The following is a 16554-nucleotide window of genomic DNA, read 5'->3' as shown; positions in this document are numbered from 1 at the left end:
TATGGAGTTTCCGTGCGCCTGACACGAGTCATAGGATGTGCGGAGGCTGCCCAAAGGAGGATGCCATCCTTGAATAAACAACAGAATGATCAGCCGCAAGGCTTGCGTTTTGATATTTATGAACGCATTCATTTGACGGAGGAAGCTGCCGGGATTGCCGAGTTGGAGGAAATTGAGCTTCTGCCACGCATTCAGGTTGTAACCCACGGCGACCATGCCGCTTTGCGAGGGCATTTGCTGCTGGAGGGCGTGTACCGCACACCTGAACAGATCACGAGCGAGCTTCATCATTTGATCCCTGTGGAAATTACCATTCCGCTTAACCGGGTAGGAAGATTGGAAGATATCTCCGTGGAGATTGAAAATTTTGATGTGGACCTGCTCTCTTTACGTAGTCTAAACATTACAGGGGTGCTTTCTTTGCATGGGGTGGAAAGCTCGCATGCAGAGGAGACTGCGGTTTGGCTGGATGAGGAATTTACTGTGGTGCATGCACCTGAACATCCGGCTCCATCTCTTTACGGCGCTGGAGAGCATCGTCACGAAGAGGCTTATTCTACCCAAGACTCGGTATACAACAACATTTCAGACCCGGAAACTTCATACAAAGTACCCGCACAACAAGAGTCAGCTTACTGGGAACAGTCGTCAGAGGATCAAGGGGAACAGAAGCCATCATTGGAGCATCAAGCTTATGATCCGATAGTAGATCCGAACCGATATTATGAGCCGTGGACGGGAAAAGTAGTTGAAGACAGCTCTTCCGAAGTTAAGCATGAGCAGGAGGCGTCGGAAGTGTGGGCATTTCAGCAAGAGGAAGCAGAGACGGAAGGGAACGAGCCCAAAGTATCCTCTGCATCTCCTAATGTAGCATACGACCCTTTGCTGTCAGAGCCACATTCTGCCACAGAGTCGGAGATTTATCTGGAGCCGCAGTTGGAAGCAAGTCAGGCGAATGACTTTGACTTCAGGCCTGAAGCGTCAGAACAGGTAAACCATGAAGTTCAGGATACCTTTACTGAGGAAAAGCCAGAGATGCGCGTGGCGCTTAACAGTAAAAAGAATGAAGGAGCAGACGAGCCGGACCCGGTTGTCTACTCATCATTGCTTCAATCCAGCCGTTCGGTGAAGGAAGCCGAACACCAGCAGCAGTTGGAACATGAACCGCAAGGTCAGGATCAGAAAGCCGAGGAAGAGCGTGAGGATGCCAAGTGGAAAAATCTTTTTTTCCATACACAGGATGAAACGCCTTTCCGCAAGGTGCGGTTATGCATTGTACAGCGCGAGGATACACTGGAAACGATAGCAGACCGTTATCAGCTCAGCACACGGGAGCTTCAATTGTATAATAGATTGGCAGAGCATCATGTAGAAGAAGGGCAGGTATTGTACATCCCTTGATTCGGTTGCTGAAACATGCGACCAAGTGCTGACTATCGTCAATGAGAAATGGGTGTTGACTATAGTCAATGGGAAATGTATGATGTGGTATAGTTATTGAAAGACTGAGATCGGGAAGAGTAGGCAGCAAGCCCTTCAGAGAGTGGAATTGCAGCGCTGTGAGGTTCCGCAGGAAGCTACTGGCCGAAGTCACCCGGGAGTCGCCTGTTTGAACGGTTCCTCATTTCATTCCTTCGGAAGGTAAGAGGTTCACGGTAGAATAAGGCCGGTCCGCAACCGTTATCTGCATAAAGTGTCACACCATGTGTAATGGATCAGTGGATACATGCACTAGGGGTGAAACAAAGGTGGTACCGCGAGAGAACAGCCTTTCGTCCTTTGAGGATGAAGGGCTTTTTTTATTTGCCAATTGAAAATCATGGAGGTATCCTGATATGTCAGAACAAGACAACAAGACAACCTTGGAAATGCCAACAACGTACGATCCCAAATCAGCAGAACAAAAATGGTACAAAACGTGGATGGAGAAGGGCTATTTCCGTGCCGGGCAACATCCAGAGGCAGAGCCTTTTACTATCGTTATTCCACCACCGAATGTTACGGGTATGTTGCATATTGGACATGCTCTTGACTTTACTTTGCAGGATATTATTATCCGCGCCAAGCGGATGCAGGGTTATGATGCCTTGTGGCTGCCAGGGGCAGACCATGCAGGTATTGCTACTCAAACAAAAGTAGAGCAGAAGCTACGTGAAGAAGGTTTGACTCGCTATGATTTGGGCCGTGAGAAGTTTTTGGAGAAAGTGTGGGAGTGGAAAGATCTTTATTTGGACAATATCCACAATCAATGGGAGAAAATGGGTTTTTCTCTCGATTATTCTCGTGAACGTTTTACATTGGATGAGGGACTGTCCAAAGCGGTACGCGAAGTATTCGTTAAACTGTACAAAAAGGGTCTGATTTATCGCGGTAAACGCATCATTAACTGGGACCCCGCTGCACGTACCGCATTGTCGGATATTGAGGTGGAATACAAAGAGGTGAACGGAAATCTGTATCACCTGCAATACCCTCTGAAAGACGGTAGCGGATTTATTACTGTAGCCACTACACGCCCTGAAACGATGCTGGGCGATACGGCTGTAGCTGTACATCCAGAAGATGAACGCTATAAGCAAATGATCGGCAAAACGCTTGTGCTTCCAATCATCGGGCGTGAAATTCCGGTCATTGCGGATGACTATGTAGATAAAGATTTCGGTAGCGGCGCGGTTAAAATCACACCGGCTCACGATCCGAATGACTTTGAAATGGGTCAACGTCACCAGTTGCCTCAAATTACGGTGATGGACGAGACGGGAACGATGAATGCTGAAGCAGGCAAATATCAGGGACTGGATCGCAGCGATTGCCGTAAGCAAATCGTCGCTGATTTGAAAGAGCAGGGTGTACTGATTCGTATTGAAGAGCATGTACACCAAGTAGGTCATAGTGAGCGTTCTGGCGTAGTTGTAGAACCTTATCTGTCGACGCAATGGTTCGTGGAAATGAAGCCTCTGGCAGCTAAGGCGATTGAAGCACAGAAGGCTGGCAACGGTGTAAACTTTGTACCGGATCGCTTTGAGCGTACTTATCTGCATTGGATTGAAAATGTGCGAGATTGGTGTATTTCCCGTCAATTATGGTGGGGACACCGTATTCCGGCTTGGTATGATGAGGAGACCGGAGAAGTTATTGTATCGGCGGAGGACCCTACCACTTTGCCTGAATATGCCGGTAGAAAGCTCAAACAGGATGAGGATGTACTCGATACTTGGTTCAGCTCTGCTTTGTGGCCGTTTTCGACCCTAGGTTGGCCTGAGCAGACAGAGGATCTCAAACGCTATTATCCGACGAATGTTCTGGTGACAGGCTATGACATTATTTATTTCTGGGTATCGCGTATGATCTTTACCGCGCTGGAGTTCACGGAAGAGATTCCGTTCAAGGATGTACTTATGCACGGTTTGGTTCGTGACGCGGACGGAAGAAAAATGTCCAAATCCCTGGGCAATGGTGTTGATCCGCTCGACGTGATCGACCAATATGGTACCGATGCAATGCGTTATATGATCTCCACCAGCAGCACACCTGGACAAGATCTTCGTTTCCGCTGGGAACGTGTGGAGCAGGCGCGTAACTTTGCCAATAAAATCTGGAATGCATCACGCTTTGCGCTGATGAATCTGGAAGGCGTCACTGCGGCAGATATAGACATTACTGGTGACTTGAGCACCGTTGACCGTTGGATTCTGCACCGTCTAAACGAAACTTCACGCGACATCACGCGTCTAATAGATGCTTATGAATTTGGCGAGACAGGCCGCCTTCTGTATAACTTTATTTGGGATGATTTGTGCGACTGGTACATTGAGTTTGCGAAGCTTTCCCTATATGGCGATAATGCAGAGGCGAAAAAGAAAACACAATCGGTACTTGCATACGTTTTGGATCGGACACTGCGCATGATTCATCCGTTCATGCCGTTTATCTCCGAGGAAATATGGCAGCATCTTCCGCATGAGGGAGAAACGATCACACTGGCCGCTTGGCCTGCTTACGATCCTGCTTTCGAGGATAAGGACGCGGTCGCTGAAATGAATTTGCTGATCGACGTGATTCGTGCTGTGCGCAATATCCGCGCTGAAGTCAACGTGCCGATGAGTAAAAAAATTGAATTGCTCATAAAACCCGGCGATCAAGCCGTTCTTGATATCATTAACCGCAATGGGGAGTATGTACGTCGATTCTGTAACACGTCTGAATTCGACGCAGGCTTAGAGTTCACCGCTCCAGATAAAGCCATGACATCTATTGTTAGCGGCGCAGAGCTATACCTGCCGTTAGCCGGACTGCTAGATATTGCCCAGGAAATTAGCAGACTTGAAAAAGAACTTCAGCATTTGAACAGTGAAGTGGAGCGCGTGGAGAAAAAACTCTCCAACCAAGGCTTTGTGGCGAAGGCACCAGCCAAAGTCATCGAGGAAGAGAAGGCCAAGCAAGCCGATTACTCAGATAAGCGCGCTAAAGTTATCGCACGTATTGAAGAACTCAAGGGATAATTTCACTCACAATAAAATGACCTGAAGGTGAAGAGGATGTCAGATACGATCAGGGGCGGCGACATAGCCCCTTTACAAAGTTATGATGAAGCAGTGGAATGGATTAATGGGTTGATTCCGTTTGGCATTAGACCCGGACTGGAGCGAATCGAACAGCTGATGAGTAGGCTGGGTGATCCGCAACGACATCTGAAATTTATTCATATTGCAGGAACCAACGGTAAGGGCTCGACTTGTGCCTTTCTAACCTCTGTGCTTCTGAAATGTGGATACGATGTTGGGACCTTTACTTCTCCGTACATCACCCGATTTACGAACCGTTTTCAATTCAACGGGACCGATATTCCAGATGAAACGCTGGTTTCACTGGCCAATCGCTTGTATCCGTTGGTGAAAGAAATCGCAGATAGTGAGTTGGGATCACCTACGATGTTTGAGGTGTCCACAGCGTTGGCTATTTTGTACTATGCTACGGTAGCTTTTCCAGATGTTGTGGTATGGGAGACAGGCCTCGGGGGAAGGATGGATGTAACTAATATCGTGAGTCCTATCGTTTCGGTCATTACGAATGTCGGCTATGACCATACGGACATTTTGGGAGATACACTGGAACAGATTGCAAGAGAAAAGGCTGGGATCATCAAGCCGGGTGTACCTGTCGTCAGTTGTGTTTCCCAGCCCGAGGCTATTCAGGTCATACGTGAAACGGCGACCAAGCAAGGAGCTACCTTGTACCTGGCAGGAGAACAATTTACGTATGAACGGTTAAACGGGAATGAAACAGGTCAGACCTTTTCATTCGCCGGACCCTTCCGACATATGGAAATCGACATCACGTTGTTAGGTGAGCATCAATGTTCTAATGCGGCAGGAGCTCTGATGGCACTTGAAGTCCTACGTCAGTATATGGCTTTTGTGTTGGATGATGAGGATCTGCTGGAGGGATTTAGGCAAGCTGCCTGGGCAGGGCGTCTCGAACAAGTCAGTACCTCGCCGAGAATTGTCCTTGATGGGGCTCATAATCCAGAAGGGGCACAAACGCTGGCCAAGAGTCTCCCACAAGTGTATTCGTACAAAAAATTGGTTTTAATGATGGGGATGCTATCAAACAAGCATCATGAGGCATACTTGCAGCATATACTGCCACTAGTGGATACGCTTATCCTGACCGAGCCCGATTTTCGCCGCAAAATGAATGCCGCTGATTTGGCTCATCTCGTGGAGAAGCTGCGGCCGTCTTATGCCAAAACGGATTTAAAAATTATTGTAGAAGGTGACTGGAAAAAGGCTTTAAACCTGCTTCAGTCACATACGGAAGCGGAAGATCTGGGGGTGGTGTCCGGCACGCTGTATCTTATTGCGGATGTACGGGCTACCCTTATGTATCAAACCGATTCGGAAAAAGGTTGGTGAAATTTGTTGATTACTTCGGAACATGTTCATTTTATCGGTATCGGCGGCTACGGGATGAGCGCGATTGCTCGGGTCATGCTGGAGATGGGATATACCGTGACTGGCTCAGATGTGGCATCACAGGAGCTGACAGAAAAACTGGCGGCAAAAGGCGCAAAAATATATATTGGACACACGCCTGAACATATTGCGGGCGCAGATATCGTCGTCTATTCAACAGCATTGTCACGTGACAATGTAGAGCGGGTGGCAGCAGAAGAATTGAATATTCCAACACTGCACCGTTCGCAGATGCTGGCTCGCTTGCTTAACGAACGTAAGGGTATAGCGGTTGCGGGTGCGCACGGGAAAACGACAACCTCTTCTATGATCGCTCTGGTTATGGAGAGATGTAACGTTGACCCAACGTATATTATCGGCGGCGAAATCACGAATTTGGGGACGAACGCCAAAGCGGGGAAAAGCGAGTTTGTCGTTGCCGAGGCGGATGAAAGCGATGGTTCTTTCCTACAATATCATCCTTGGCAGGGGATCGTAACCAATATTGAAGCAGATCATTTGGAAAATTACGATGGGGACTTCAATCGCCTAAAAAGTGCTTACGTGCAATTCTTGAGCCAAATTCGGCCGGATGGAGCAGCTATTGTATGCGCAGATGATCAGAACATCCGAGAGATGCTGCCTCAGCTCCAAACTCGGGTCATTACTTATGGGGTAGAGCATGAAGCGGATTACATGGCGACAGATATCCAACTGGGTGACCGCCGATTAAGCTTTACGATGAGCCGTAAGGGAACAGCACTCGGAACGATTGAATTGTCTGTACCTGGTAAACATAACATGTATAATGCGATGGCTACCGTGATTTCATGTCTGGAAGCAGGGATTCCATTTGATCAAATTGCTGCAACTATTGTGGAATTTCATGGAGCGAAACGTCGTTTTCAAGTGCTAGGTGAAGGCAATGACATTTTGATTATTGATGATTATGCGCATCACCCAACAGAGATTGAGGCTACGATCAGTGCAGCGAGAGCAACTGGCAAGCGTATTATTGCCGTGTTCCAGCCACAACGCTACAGTCGTACCTTTTTCCTGCTGGATGCGTTCAGCCGTGCGTTTAGCGAGGCTGGTGAAGTGATCATTACCGATATTTATTCACCAGCAGGAGAAAAACAGATTGAAGGTGTGCATTCTTCCAAACTGGTGGATTTAATCGTCCAAAACAGCAATGCGAATGCAATCTATTTACCAACCAAAGAAGCTGTGATCGAAGAGCTGAAAGATCGGTTACAACCAGGCGATCTTGTGCTGACAATGGGAGCAGGAGATATCTGGAAAGCTGGCGACGCGTTAGCACGCCATCTTCGCGGGCAACAAGTGTAATACGTATGAACATGGGCTGTTACGCCAATGTATTATAGCTTTGAAGGGTATTCCGAACACGAAGGTGTTTCGGGATACCCTTTTTTTGTAAAGCCGAGGCATATTCTCTCAGCTTGACTCATACAACAGACTATGAGGAAGTATGGGACAAGGAGGGAGTGCATCCATGAACAAGGCCAAGATGACATTCCGGTTCGATCAACAGTTGCCGGAAACAAGCCGGGAGGATAAGCTACAGGTGCTTCCGAACCAAAATGAGTCATTTACGAACGGACAGCGTGACACGATCAGAGATACGGAGTTATATCACGATGATGAGCTTTATCAAACGGATAACCAGCATAAAGGGATGGAACGGACTAGCAGTATGGAGAAACATACTCGAACTACACAACATTCAGAGCTTGGTAAGCCTGTGGAGACGAACAAACGCACTGCAACTCGGCGCTTTACTCCAACATTGAGGGTACAAGAGGGATGGGATGACCCTTTTGGTCGTTCGGCAGCTTCCTGGTCAGATGCGGACATTCTACCGGAAAGTCCGGAAGAGGACGATGTTGAGGTTGAGGAAACCTATTATTCCGGTCAAGAGTATAGAAAGCGTCCACCTCACCCTTCCAGATGGAGATTAATCGGTTCTGTAGCCAGCGCGTTGGTGACTGGAGGCATGTTCGGATATATTTTGTTGTTACTGTTTAACGGAGGCGGTATGGTCCCGGGATCTGATCCTTCTGCTGATGAGGCTGTGCCTGTTTTTAAAGAATCTGTTGATGTCGATAACACGTATGCAAAAGAGAATGCTGCCCCTGTCGCCGTCGTAGCAACTCAAGTGCCTCCACAAACCTATTATTTGCTGCAATATGGGGTTTTCAGCACTCCAGAGCGGGCTTTACAGGCAAAGGAAGAACTGTTGAAGGCAGGCATTGCAGCAGGGGGGGATAGCGAGGATCAAAACCGGGTATATGCAGGAATATCGTCGGATAGGGAGCAAGCCAAGTTGCTCAGTAATCAATTGAAGACACAAGGAGTGGAATTGTATGTCCGCGAGCTCGAATTACCCGGATTCGAAAAAGCGGCTTACGGAGGTAATGGTGATAAACTCACTACCTTTTTTCAGTTAAGCAACTCATTAGTGGGGAAGCTGAGCGGACTTTCTTCAAATTTGCTCAGAGAAGAAGGCTCAAATGCGGTGTCAGCCTCCGACATGAGCGAGCTGAACGACCTGCATCAGCAGTGGACACAAAATGTCGCTGCACTTCCCACTGGTCTTCCGAAGGAAGCGGCTGCCACCGCAACCTCGCTTGAAAAGGCGATGAACAGCGCAGTCTCTGCACTTGGAGAATATAACAAGAATACAGCCAAGGAACACATTTGGGAGATTCAGTCCTCCATGATGGAATATGTTTTGCGTGAGAAGGAATTTATTCAATTCATAAAACAGTAGACTAACCATACTTTCCGGCAAGGAACTGGAAATAGTTCCCCATGCCGGATTTCTGTTTGTATTGCAGTACAAATCACCGTATAATAATGAAGGTGTCAAAAAATGGCGAGGGAAGATCAGGATGAAAAAAAATGTAGGAATGCTTATACTGTTTTTATTGCTCGGTTGGCTTTTGGGTGCCTGGATTGCTAAGGCCCTTCAATCGGTCAAAGTCCTTTCCTTTCTGACCCACCCCACTACGATATCCTGGTCACCGAGAGCGGATCTGGATATTATCAGCTACAACATAACGATAAATTTTGAATTGAGCCTGCTTAGTCTGATCGGCATCATCGCCGCATTCTGGCTGTACCGCAGGCTCTAACTGATGAAAAGGAGCTTCCCTTATGGACGGGAAAATTACGCCCCGCATTATTCTGGCATCGACTTCACCAAGAAGGAAGGAATTACTCGCATATTTGAGACTCCCCTTTGAGGTGGTGCCGAGTCATGCGGATGAAAGCACGCCTGAGAGCTGGACGCCTCAGCAAATCGTGGAGACCCTTGCGGCCCGCAAAGCCGAAGCGGTCGTGCGCACTGCCGCACAGTCCCAGGAAGCTGGATTGGTGATTGGCAGTGATACGATTGTCGTGCTGGAGGATTCGGTATTGGGCAAGCCTGTCGACCATGCGGACGCGGTTCGCATGTTGACTGCATTGCAGGGAAGAACACACCGTGTGTACACCGGGGTAGCCTGCATACATACCGGAACCGGCAAGATGCTTGTTAGACATCGCCAAACGGATGTCACAATGAAGCCTTTGAGCCAAGAACAAATTGTGGCATACGTAAATACTGGTGAACCGTCTGACAAAGCAGGATCGTATGGCATTCAAGGCATGGGTGCTACGTTGGTGGAATCTATTCAGGGTTGTTATTTTAACGTCGTAGGATTGCCGCTTTCTTTGCTGTCGGACATGCTGTCCGATTTTGGAGTAGATGTGCTGCGTCCATAAAAGGGGATAAACATATGCTGGAGTCGCCAATACTGATGCTTCGCGACCTCCCCCATGAAGAACGACCAAGAGAGCGCATGATGACATATGGGGCGGATGCCTTGAGCAACGCGGAGTTGCTAGCAATACTACTGCGTACAGGAACACAAAGAGAATCATCTGTGCATTTAGCGCAGCGTATTTTGCAGCAGGCAGGGAATCTGCGTCAACTGGTGGATATGAGTCTGAGCGAGTTGACCCAGATTAAGGGTATTGGAAATGCTAAAGCGATACAGCTAAAAGCGGGTATCGAACTCGGGCGTCGATTGGCATTGTCACGCCACTTGGAGACCCCGGTGATTAGTTGCCCGCGGGATGTGGCAGATCTGCTGTTCGAGCAGCTTCGTTATTTGCAGAAAGAGCATTTTGTTTGCCTGTTTCTAAATACCAAAAACCATGTCATTGCTCAGGAAACGCTATCTATGGGCAGCCTGAATTCCGCCATCGTGCATCCTCGTGAAGTATTCCGGGCTGCAATCAAGTGCAGCAGTGCTTCGATTATTTGCGCTCATAACCATCCGAGCGGTGATCCGAAGCCAAGCCCGGAAGATATCCAGTTGACCCGCCGCTTGATGGAAGCGGGCAACATCGTGGGTATCGACGTGCTTGATCATATTGTGATCGGGGACGGGACCTTTGTAAGTTTGAAGGAACAAGGTCTGATATAATATAATATTTAAATCAAACATTTAAACACGACCGGATAAACCGGCCTGAATAAACCGTTTATACAGGGATAACAGATTTCAGGGAAGAGAAAAGGAGATTAACATCATGCTGGGTGGCTTTACAAAAGATTTGGGAATTGACTTGGGGACGGCAAACACGCTTGTATACGTAAGAGGTAAGGGAATCGTGGTTCGTGAACCATCTGTAGTCGCATTGCGTACAGATACAAAAACCATTGAGGCTGTTGGGGAATCTGCGAAAAAAATGATCGGCCGCACACCGGGAAATATCCGTGCAATTCGTCCAATGAAGGATGGAGTCATTGCCGATTTTGATACGACTGCAACGATGATTAAATATTTCATCCGTCAGGCGCAAGCACAACGTTCATTGTTTCCGCGCCATCCGAACGTGATGGTTTGCGTGCCCTCGGGCATTACTGCAGTGGAACAGCGTGCTGTTGAAGATGCGACCAAGCAAGCAGGCGCAAGAGAGGCGTACACGATTGAAGAGCCGTTTGCAGCGGCAATTGGCGCTGATCTGCCGGTATGGGAGCCTACGGGCAGTATGGTTGTCGATATCGGTGGAGGTACAACCGAAGTTGCGGTCATTTCCTTGGGAGGGATCGTAACAAGTCGTTCTGTACGAGTGGCTGGCGATGAAATGGACGAGTCTATTATTCAATACGTGAAACGTCAATACAACCTGATGATTGGTGAACGGACTTCTGAGCAGTTGAAAATGGAAGTTGGTTCAGCAATGCCATTAGAGCAAGTGGAAACATCGGAAATCCGCGGACGCGATCTGGTTACAGGCTTGCCGAAGACAATTACGATTACCTCCGATGAAATTAGCGAAGCATTGTCAGACACCGTGAATGCGATCGTGGACGCAGTCAAAGTAACATTGGAAAAATGCCCTCCCGAGCTGGCGGCGGACATCATGGATAGAGGAATTGTACTGACTGGTGGTGGAGCACTACTGCGCAACCTGGATAAGCTGTTGGCAGGTGAGACCGGAATGCCGGTGATCGTAGCGGAAAATCCTCTGGATTGTGTGGCAATCGGTACGGGTAGAGCACTGGAAAATATCCATTTGTTCAAATCGCGCAGCAGTTCTGCCGTCCGTTCCAAACGTTGAATCGGGGGTGTAGGAACTGTTTAAGCTGTTTGGCAATAAAAGACTATTTGTTCTATTGATTGGAATCGTTCTGTTTATTGCCCTTATGGGGATTACACTTGGACAGAGAAATTCCTTAACCTGGCCCGAGAAGTTCGCCAGAGATTCAATTGGCTTTGTGCAAGGTATCTTTTACAGGCCCGCTTCAGCAATAGCGGGCTTCTTTGAAGATATCGGCAATATGCGTAGTATTTACGAAGAAAATGAGCGGTTAAAAATAGCCGTGGCTAAGCTGACTCGTGACCAGATTCAGACTCATAATTATGTTGAGACAAATGCCAGATTGCAGAATGAACTGAAGTTCACCCAAACGCAAAAGGCGAAAAATAATTATGATTATCGTGTTGCTCAAGTGAACAGTGTTAGCAATGATTCCAAAACGCTCGTGATTGATATTGGTGAGAAGGATGGAGCCAAGGTTGGTCAGGAAGTCAGTTCACTTGAAGGATTTGTTGGAGTCATTAGCCGCACGGGGAATTTTACGTCTACCGTTACGCTGTTGACTACATTGGATCCTAAAAATCCGAATTCTTATGCTATTGCAGCGACAGTCTTGGGTAAGGAAAATCAATCGTTTGGTATGATTGAAAGCTATGATCCGGGTACGAACAGATTTCAAATGACTCGCATTGAAGAAAAAGATCCAATCGCAAAGGGTGATCAGATTATTACGTCTGGTGCAGGCGGGAAGTTCCGCAAAAACCTAATGATTGGAACGGTGGAGAAAATTCAGGTTGGAGAGTTCGGCAAAACACGGACAGCGATTATTAAACCGGCAGCCAGCTTTGTGGATTGGAAAGAACTGCTCGTCCTCTACACTCCTGAGGTACCGGAATAATGAAGATGCGCGGTCAGGTTTTGATACTGCTGCTGTTTGTCTTGTTTATAGCTGAAGGAACGATTCTTCCGTGGCTTCTCCCGGATAGTTGGCATTCAAGAATGGTCCCAAATTTTGTGTATGTCGTAATTTTGTTTGTATCTGTGTATTACAGCCGTCATACAGCGTTGGTGCTAGGTATTGTTTTTGGACTTATTCATGACGTAGTGTACTACGGGTTTATCATTGGCCCTTATTCTTTTGCAATGGGATTGTCTGCATACTTATTAGGGCTTGTGTTTACAGCTAGACGTGCACCGATGCCCATTATGATGGCGGCCGTGTTGATTGGTAGTTTCCTGCTGGATTCTATGCTCTTTGCCATTGATCAGCTGTTCCAGCTGAATCATCAGACTTTCAATTGGGCACTTGCTCAGTATATGATTCCTGATTTATTTATCCATTTTCTGTTCGCCCTCATCATTTATGTCCCTGTTCGCAAGCAATTACAGCGTTTGGGTACCCGTGTGAAAAAGGAAGAGACTGTCTAGGTCTTTTTACACACATTTTGTCCGGGTTAGCAGGGATTTGACGTCCCGGGGACGAAATGATTGAGATAGGAGGGACAGGCTAATGGCGGTGAAATCGAATCATGTCACGATTAAAGGCATCAAAGATGGCCTGGTATTCCTGCTTGACGATCAATGCGAATTTGAGGATTTGCTGGGTGAGCTGCGTTTTAAGCTGGAGCACAGTCATCAAAATATTTTAACAGGCCCGATCATTCATGTGGATATTAAGCTGGGAAGTCGGGAAGTAACGGAGGAGCAGAAGGAAAGTATTCTGGAGATTTTAAAGCGGAAGGGTAATCTGCTCATCAGGTCTGTAGAATCACCCGGATTGCCTGCGGTAGTGCAGGGCAAGCCCCCCATTCACACGGTGACAGGGATTATCCGCTCAGGACAAGTGCTTCATCACGATGGAAACTTACTCTTTTTGGGAGATGTTAACCCGGGTGGAATTATAACTTGTACTGGTGATATTTATGTCCTTGGCGCTCTGCGGGGCATGGCGCATGCAGGGATGGAGGGAAATAGTGAAGCGATTATCGCGGCCTCCTATTTTGCACCAACACAGCTGCGAATTTCCGAAATGATCAGCCGTCCACCAGATGAATGGGAGACGCGTGAATCCGGCATGGAATTTGCGTATCTCAAGGATGGCGCTATGCAAATAGATAAAATGAGCAATATTGTGCGTCTGGGCCGCGATTTTAACGTGTTCAAAGGGGTGTAGCACATGGGAGAGGCTATCGTCGTCACTTCAGGAAAAGGCGGCGTCGGCAAAACGACGACGTCAGCCAATATAGGAACAGCGCTTGCACTGCTCGGCAAAAAGGTGTGTTTGGTGGATACGGATATCGGTTTGCGTAATCTAGACGTTGTGATGGGTCTGGAAAACCGGATTATTTATGACCTTGTTGATGTAGCGGAAGGTCGTTGCCGTCTGAATCAGGCACTGGTTAAGGACAAGCGTTTTGAGGAGTTGTATATGCTGCCAGCTGCTCAAACCAAGGACAAGAGTGCTGTTACGCCGGAGCAGGTCAAGGATATTATTTTAGAGCTTAAGAAGGATTTTGAATATATATTGATCGACTGCCCTGCGGGTATTGAGCAAGGCTTTAAAAATGCCATTGCCGGTGCGGATCAGGCCATTGTTGTAACTACTCCAGAAAATGCTGCTGTACGCGATGCAGATCGGGTCATTGGTTTACTGGAAAGTTCACATGTGATATCACCTAAATTAGTGGTTAACCGCATTCGCAATAGTATGGTTAAATCCGGAGATATGTTAGATATTGATGGGATTCTACAAGTGCTTAGCATAGACCTTATTGGGATTGTACCGGATGATGAAATGGTAATTAAAGCAGCAAATACAGGAGAGCCTACTGTTATGAATCCGGATGCACAGGCAGCGATTGCCTATCGGAACATTGCGAGACGAATCTTGGGCGATACTGTGCCTCTTATGCAGCTGGACCAGAAGAAGAGCGTGATGACACGCTTTAAGAAATTTTTTGGTATGGGTGGATAAGGAAATCAGGAAGATTTCTAAGGTAAGTGTTACAGTAGCGTTCATTGTAATACTCGACACTTAAATAAGTGGCAACTTATTTAAGTGTTTTTGGTTTGCTTTTTTAATTTCTATGATAATGGTTCGTAAATTTAGGTCATTACATAAATGTTATAAATACAAAACATATCCGGTGCGCTAGCGCCGGTTTTTTTGATTTTTTAGGGTATGTATTTCCCACCCGGACAACATAAGTTGAAGCCCGTCCTCATAAGATGTAATAAACTTACCTCGCTGAGGGGGCTGAATAAGATGGACAAAAATTCCGGAATCAAGCAGCGCAGAAAAGAACGTATACAGCAGCTAATCGAGGAAAACAAAGCGGAGGCGTATTCCTCAGGCATAGATCAGAACAGGTACGGGTACAGAGAAATGAAATCGATGCCTGTAGTCAGTGCCAACTCGCCCAGAGACCCAGAAACCGAGTGGAAAAATGATCGACAACGTTGGCAGCAATCTTTTGGGGCAAATCGTGGTCCGTCTTTTTGGAGTTCCTTTTGGCGCAGAACTGTCATAGCAACAGTGTTATTTGGAGTGGTATGGGGCTTATTTCGCTGGGATATTCCCTATGCAGTAAATTTGAGAATGTTTGTCGCGGATGCCTTGAATAAGGACATGGATTTTGTAGCCGCCGGACAATGGTATAAAACTTATTTTGACGGAGCTCCTTCCTTTTTACCGATTTTTGGCGAGGAGCATGAAACGAACCAGGTAGACGCTAGTCGAAAGGGCTCTCCACCGATTGAAGGCAATATAACACAGCCGTTTGTACTGAGCCTTAAAGGAGTAGAAATTACGCCGAATGTTACCGATAACGGGGCAATCGCTGTTAAAAGTATAGATGCAGGACGTGTATTGGACGTATTAAACCATCCCAAAAGTGGGATTTCGGTTACAGTTCGTCACACTGGTGGCATCACAGCAACTTATGGAAGACTTTCACGCTCTATCTTAAAAGTGAACGATTGGGTTCAGGAGGGTGAAGAGATCGGTGTATTGCCAGCAAATCACGGCGGTAGTGAGGTGGCAACTTTATTTTTGGCAATTCAAAGAGGGGATCAATACATTGACCCGTCGGAAGTGGTAGCCCTTGATTAATGTCCGAGGGGTGACCCTATCACTGCATCCACTGTTTGTACTAGTTATGCTGACCTCTGTATTAACTGGACATTTTATCGAGATCATGACCTTGTTTACACTGGTGTTTATACATGAACTAGGTCATGCGACAGCTGCTTCGTTGTTGGGGGCGCGGTTGCTTTCCATACAGATGTTACCCTTTGGAGGAGTAGCTGTCATTGAGGATCAAGGGAAGCTCAATGCGTGGAAGGAAATTGTCATTGCTCTAGCGGGCCCCCTGCAAAACGGAATCATGATCATCATTCTTTTGTGGCTTAGGCATGTGAGTGGGTTGGAGCATGATTATGTAAATTATATAATTCAGGGAAATGCTGTTATTGCATTGTTTAATTTGTTGCCCATTTTACCGCTCGATGGTGGGAAAATATTACAGTCACTGATTAGCTTATTCTTTTCTTATCATCGCACATTAGTATGGACTTTTAGAGCCAGTATCGTAACCAGTCTGCTGTTTTGCCTGTATGGTATTTCGCCGTTATTAAGGCAAGATGAGCCTTTACATTTAAATCTGCTGGCGGTAGGGATTTTTTTGCTTTATTCTAATATTGTGGATTATCGGAATATCCCTTACCGTTTTATACGTTTTTTGCTGGGGAGGGACGAGCTTTTTTACCGCGAAGCGGCTAAAGGAAGCATTGCTTTACCTATTGTATCCCTGCCAGTGAAACATTTGGAGCCTGTTTTGCGTCTTTTCAGAAGAGATCGATATCATATGGTTTACGTTATGAATGAACAGGGACGGATTGTAGCTGTATTGCCGGAGCAACGACTTATACGCTCTTATTTTGCGGCACGCCCGCCAAATGGTGGAGAATCCAAGCCCAAATAATGTTT

15 protein-coding genes are annotated in these 16554 nt (G+C 47.0%); all 15 read left to right on the top strand.

Annotation, left to right across the window (positions count from 1 at the left end):
• Positions 1-69 precede the first annotated feature (69 nt).
• The 15 genes from HFD99_RS14070 to HFD99_RS14000 all read left to right on the top strand — a co-directional run bounded on the left by HFD99_RS14070 (position 70) and on the right by HFD99_RS14000 (position 16549).
• A complete protein-coding gene (locus tag HFD99_RS14070) occupies positions 70-1401 on the top strand; it encodes a LysM peptidoglycan-binding domain-containing protein (RefSeq protein ID WP_123797559.1) in 1332 nt (443 codons plus the stop codon).
• A 434-nt stretch (positions 1402-1835) separates the two neighbouring features.
• Positions 1836-4502 carry a valine--tRNA ligase gene (locus HFD99_RS14065; RefSeq protein ID WP_017427418.1) on the top strand — a complete coding sequence of 889 codons (2667 nt, stop codon included), beginning with the start codon at positions 1836-1838 and terminating at the stop codon, positions 4500-4502.
• Positions 4503-4538: 36 nt separating this feature from the next.
• A complete protein-coding gene (locus HFD99_RS14060; RefSeq protein WP_123797558.1) occupies positions 4539-5915 on the top strand; it encodes a bifunctional folylpolyglutamate synthase/dihydrofolate synthase in 1377 nt (458 codons plus the stop codon).
• A 6-nt stretch (positions 5916-5921) separates the two neighbouring features.
• Positions 5922-7301, top strand: a complete 1380-nt coding sequence (gene murC, locus HFD99_RS14055) for a UDP-N-acetylmuramate--L-alanine ligase (protein WP_038978209.1) — start codon at positions 5922-5924, stop codon at positions 7299-7301.
• Positions 7302-7467: 166 nt separating this feature from the next.
• Positions 7468-8745: an SPOR domain-containing protein gene (locus HFD99_RS14050; RefSeq protein ID WP_017427419.1), complete on the top strand. Its 1278-nt coding sequence runs from the start codon at positions 7468-7470 to the stop codon at positions 8743-8745.
• A 121-nt stretch (positions 8746-8866) separates the two neighbouring features.
• A complete protein-coding gene (locus HFD99_RS14045) occupies positions 8867-9109 on the top strand; it encodes a DUF4321 domain-containing protein (RefSeq protein ID WP_013372674.1) in 243 nt (80 codons plus the stop codon).
• Between the two features lie 22 nt (positions 9110-9131).
• Positions 9132-9740, top strand: coding sequence for a Maf family protein (locus tag HFD99_RS14040; RefSeq protein ID WP_123797557.1), 609 nt, complete (start codon positions 9132-9134; stop codon positions 9738-9740).
• Between the two features lie 14 nt (positions 9741-9754).
• Positions 9755-10447: a RadC family protein gene (gene radC, locus HFD99_RS14035; protein ID WP_017427420.1), complete on the top strand. Its 693-nt coding sequence runs from the start codon at positions 9755-9757 to the stop codon at positions 10445-10447.
• Positions 10448-10553: 106 nt separating this feature from the next.
• The gene (locus tag HFD99_RS14030) at positions 10554-11588 is read left to right on the top strand and encodes a rod shape-determining protein (RefSeq protein WP_013311600.1); all 1035 of its coding nucleotides are present in this window, start codon (positions 10554-10556) and stop codon (positions 11586-11588) included.
• Between the two features lie 55 nt (positions 11589-11643).
• Positions 11644-12465 (top strand): rod shape-determining protein MreC, encoded by an 822-nt coding sequence (mreC, locus tag HFD99_RS14025; protein ID WP_017427421.1) that lies wholly within the window; start codon positions 11644-11646, stop codon positions 12463-12465.
• Positions 12465-12995 (top strand): rod shape-determining protein MreD, encoded by a 531-nt coding sequence (gene mreD, locus HFD99_RS14020; protein WP_013372670.1) that lies wholly within the window; start codon positions 12465-12467, stop codon positions 12993-12995. Before mreC ends, mreD begins: the two co-directional genes overlap by 1 nt.
• An 82-nt stretch (positions 12996-13077) precedes the next feature.
• The gene (gene minC / locus HFD99_RS14015) at positions 13078-13740 is read left to right on the top strand and encodes a septum site-determining protein MinC (protein ID WP_019688409.1); all 663 of its coding nucleotides are present in this window, start codon (positions 13078-13080) and stop codon (positions 13738-13740) included.
• A 3-nt stretch (positions 13741-13743) separates the two neighbouring features.
• Positions 13744-14541: a septum site-determining protein MinD gene (gene minD, locus HFD99_RS14010; protein WP_013372668.1), complete on the top strand. Its 798-nt coding sequence runs from the start codon at positions 13744-13746 to the stop codon at positions 14539-14541.
• Between the two features lie 291 nt (positions 14542-14832).
• Positions 14833-15678: a peptidoglycan DD-metalloendopeptidase family protein gene (locus HFD99_RS14005; protein WP_123797556.1), complete on the top strand. Its 846-nt coding sequence runs from the start codon at positions 14833-14835 to the stop codon at positions 15676-15678.
• A complete protein-coding gene (locus HFD99_RS14000; protein WP_016818430.1) occupies positions 15671-16549 on the top strand; it encodes a M50 family metallopeptidase in 879 nt (292 codons plus the stop codon). Before HFD99_RS14005 ends, HFD99_RS14000 begins: the two co-directional genes overlap by 8 nt.
• The last annotated feature ends 5 nt before the right edge of the window (positions 16550-16554 follow it).

The organism is Paenibacillus sp. EKM301P (assembly GCF_011800295.1).
GTDB classification, from domain to species: domain Bacteria; phylum Bacillota; class Bacilli; order Paenibacillales; family Paenibacillaceae; genus Paenibacillus; species Paenibacillus polymyxa.
Note: the sequence above shows the minus strand (reverse complement) of the source record. Positions and strands in the feature narration are given on the sequence as shown.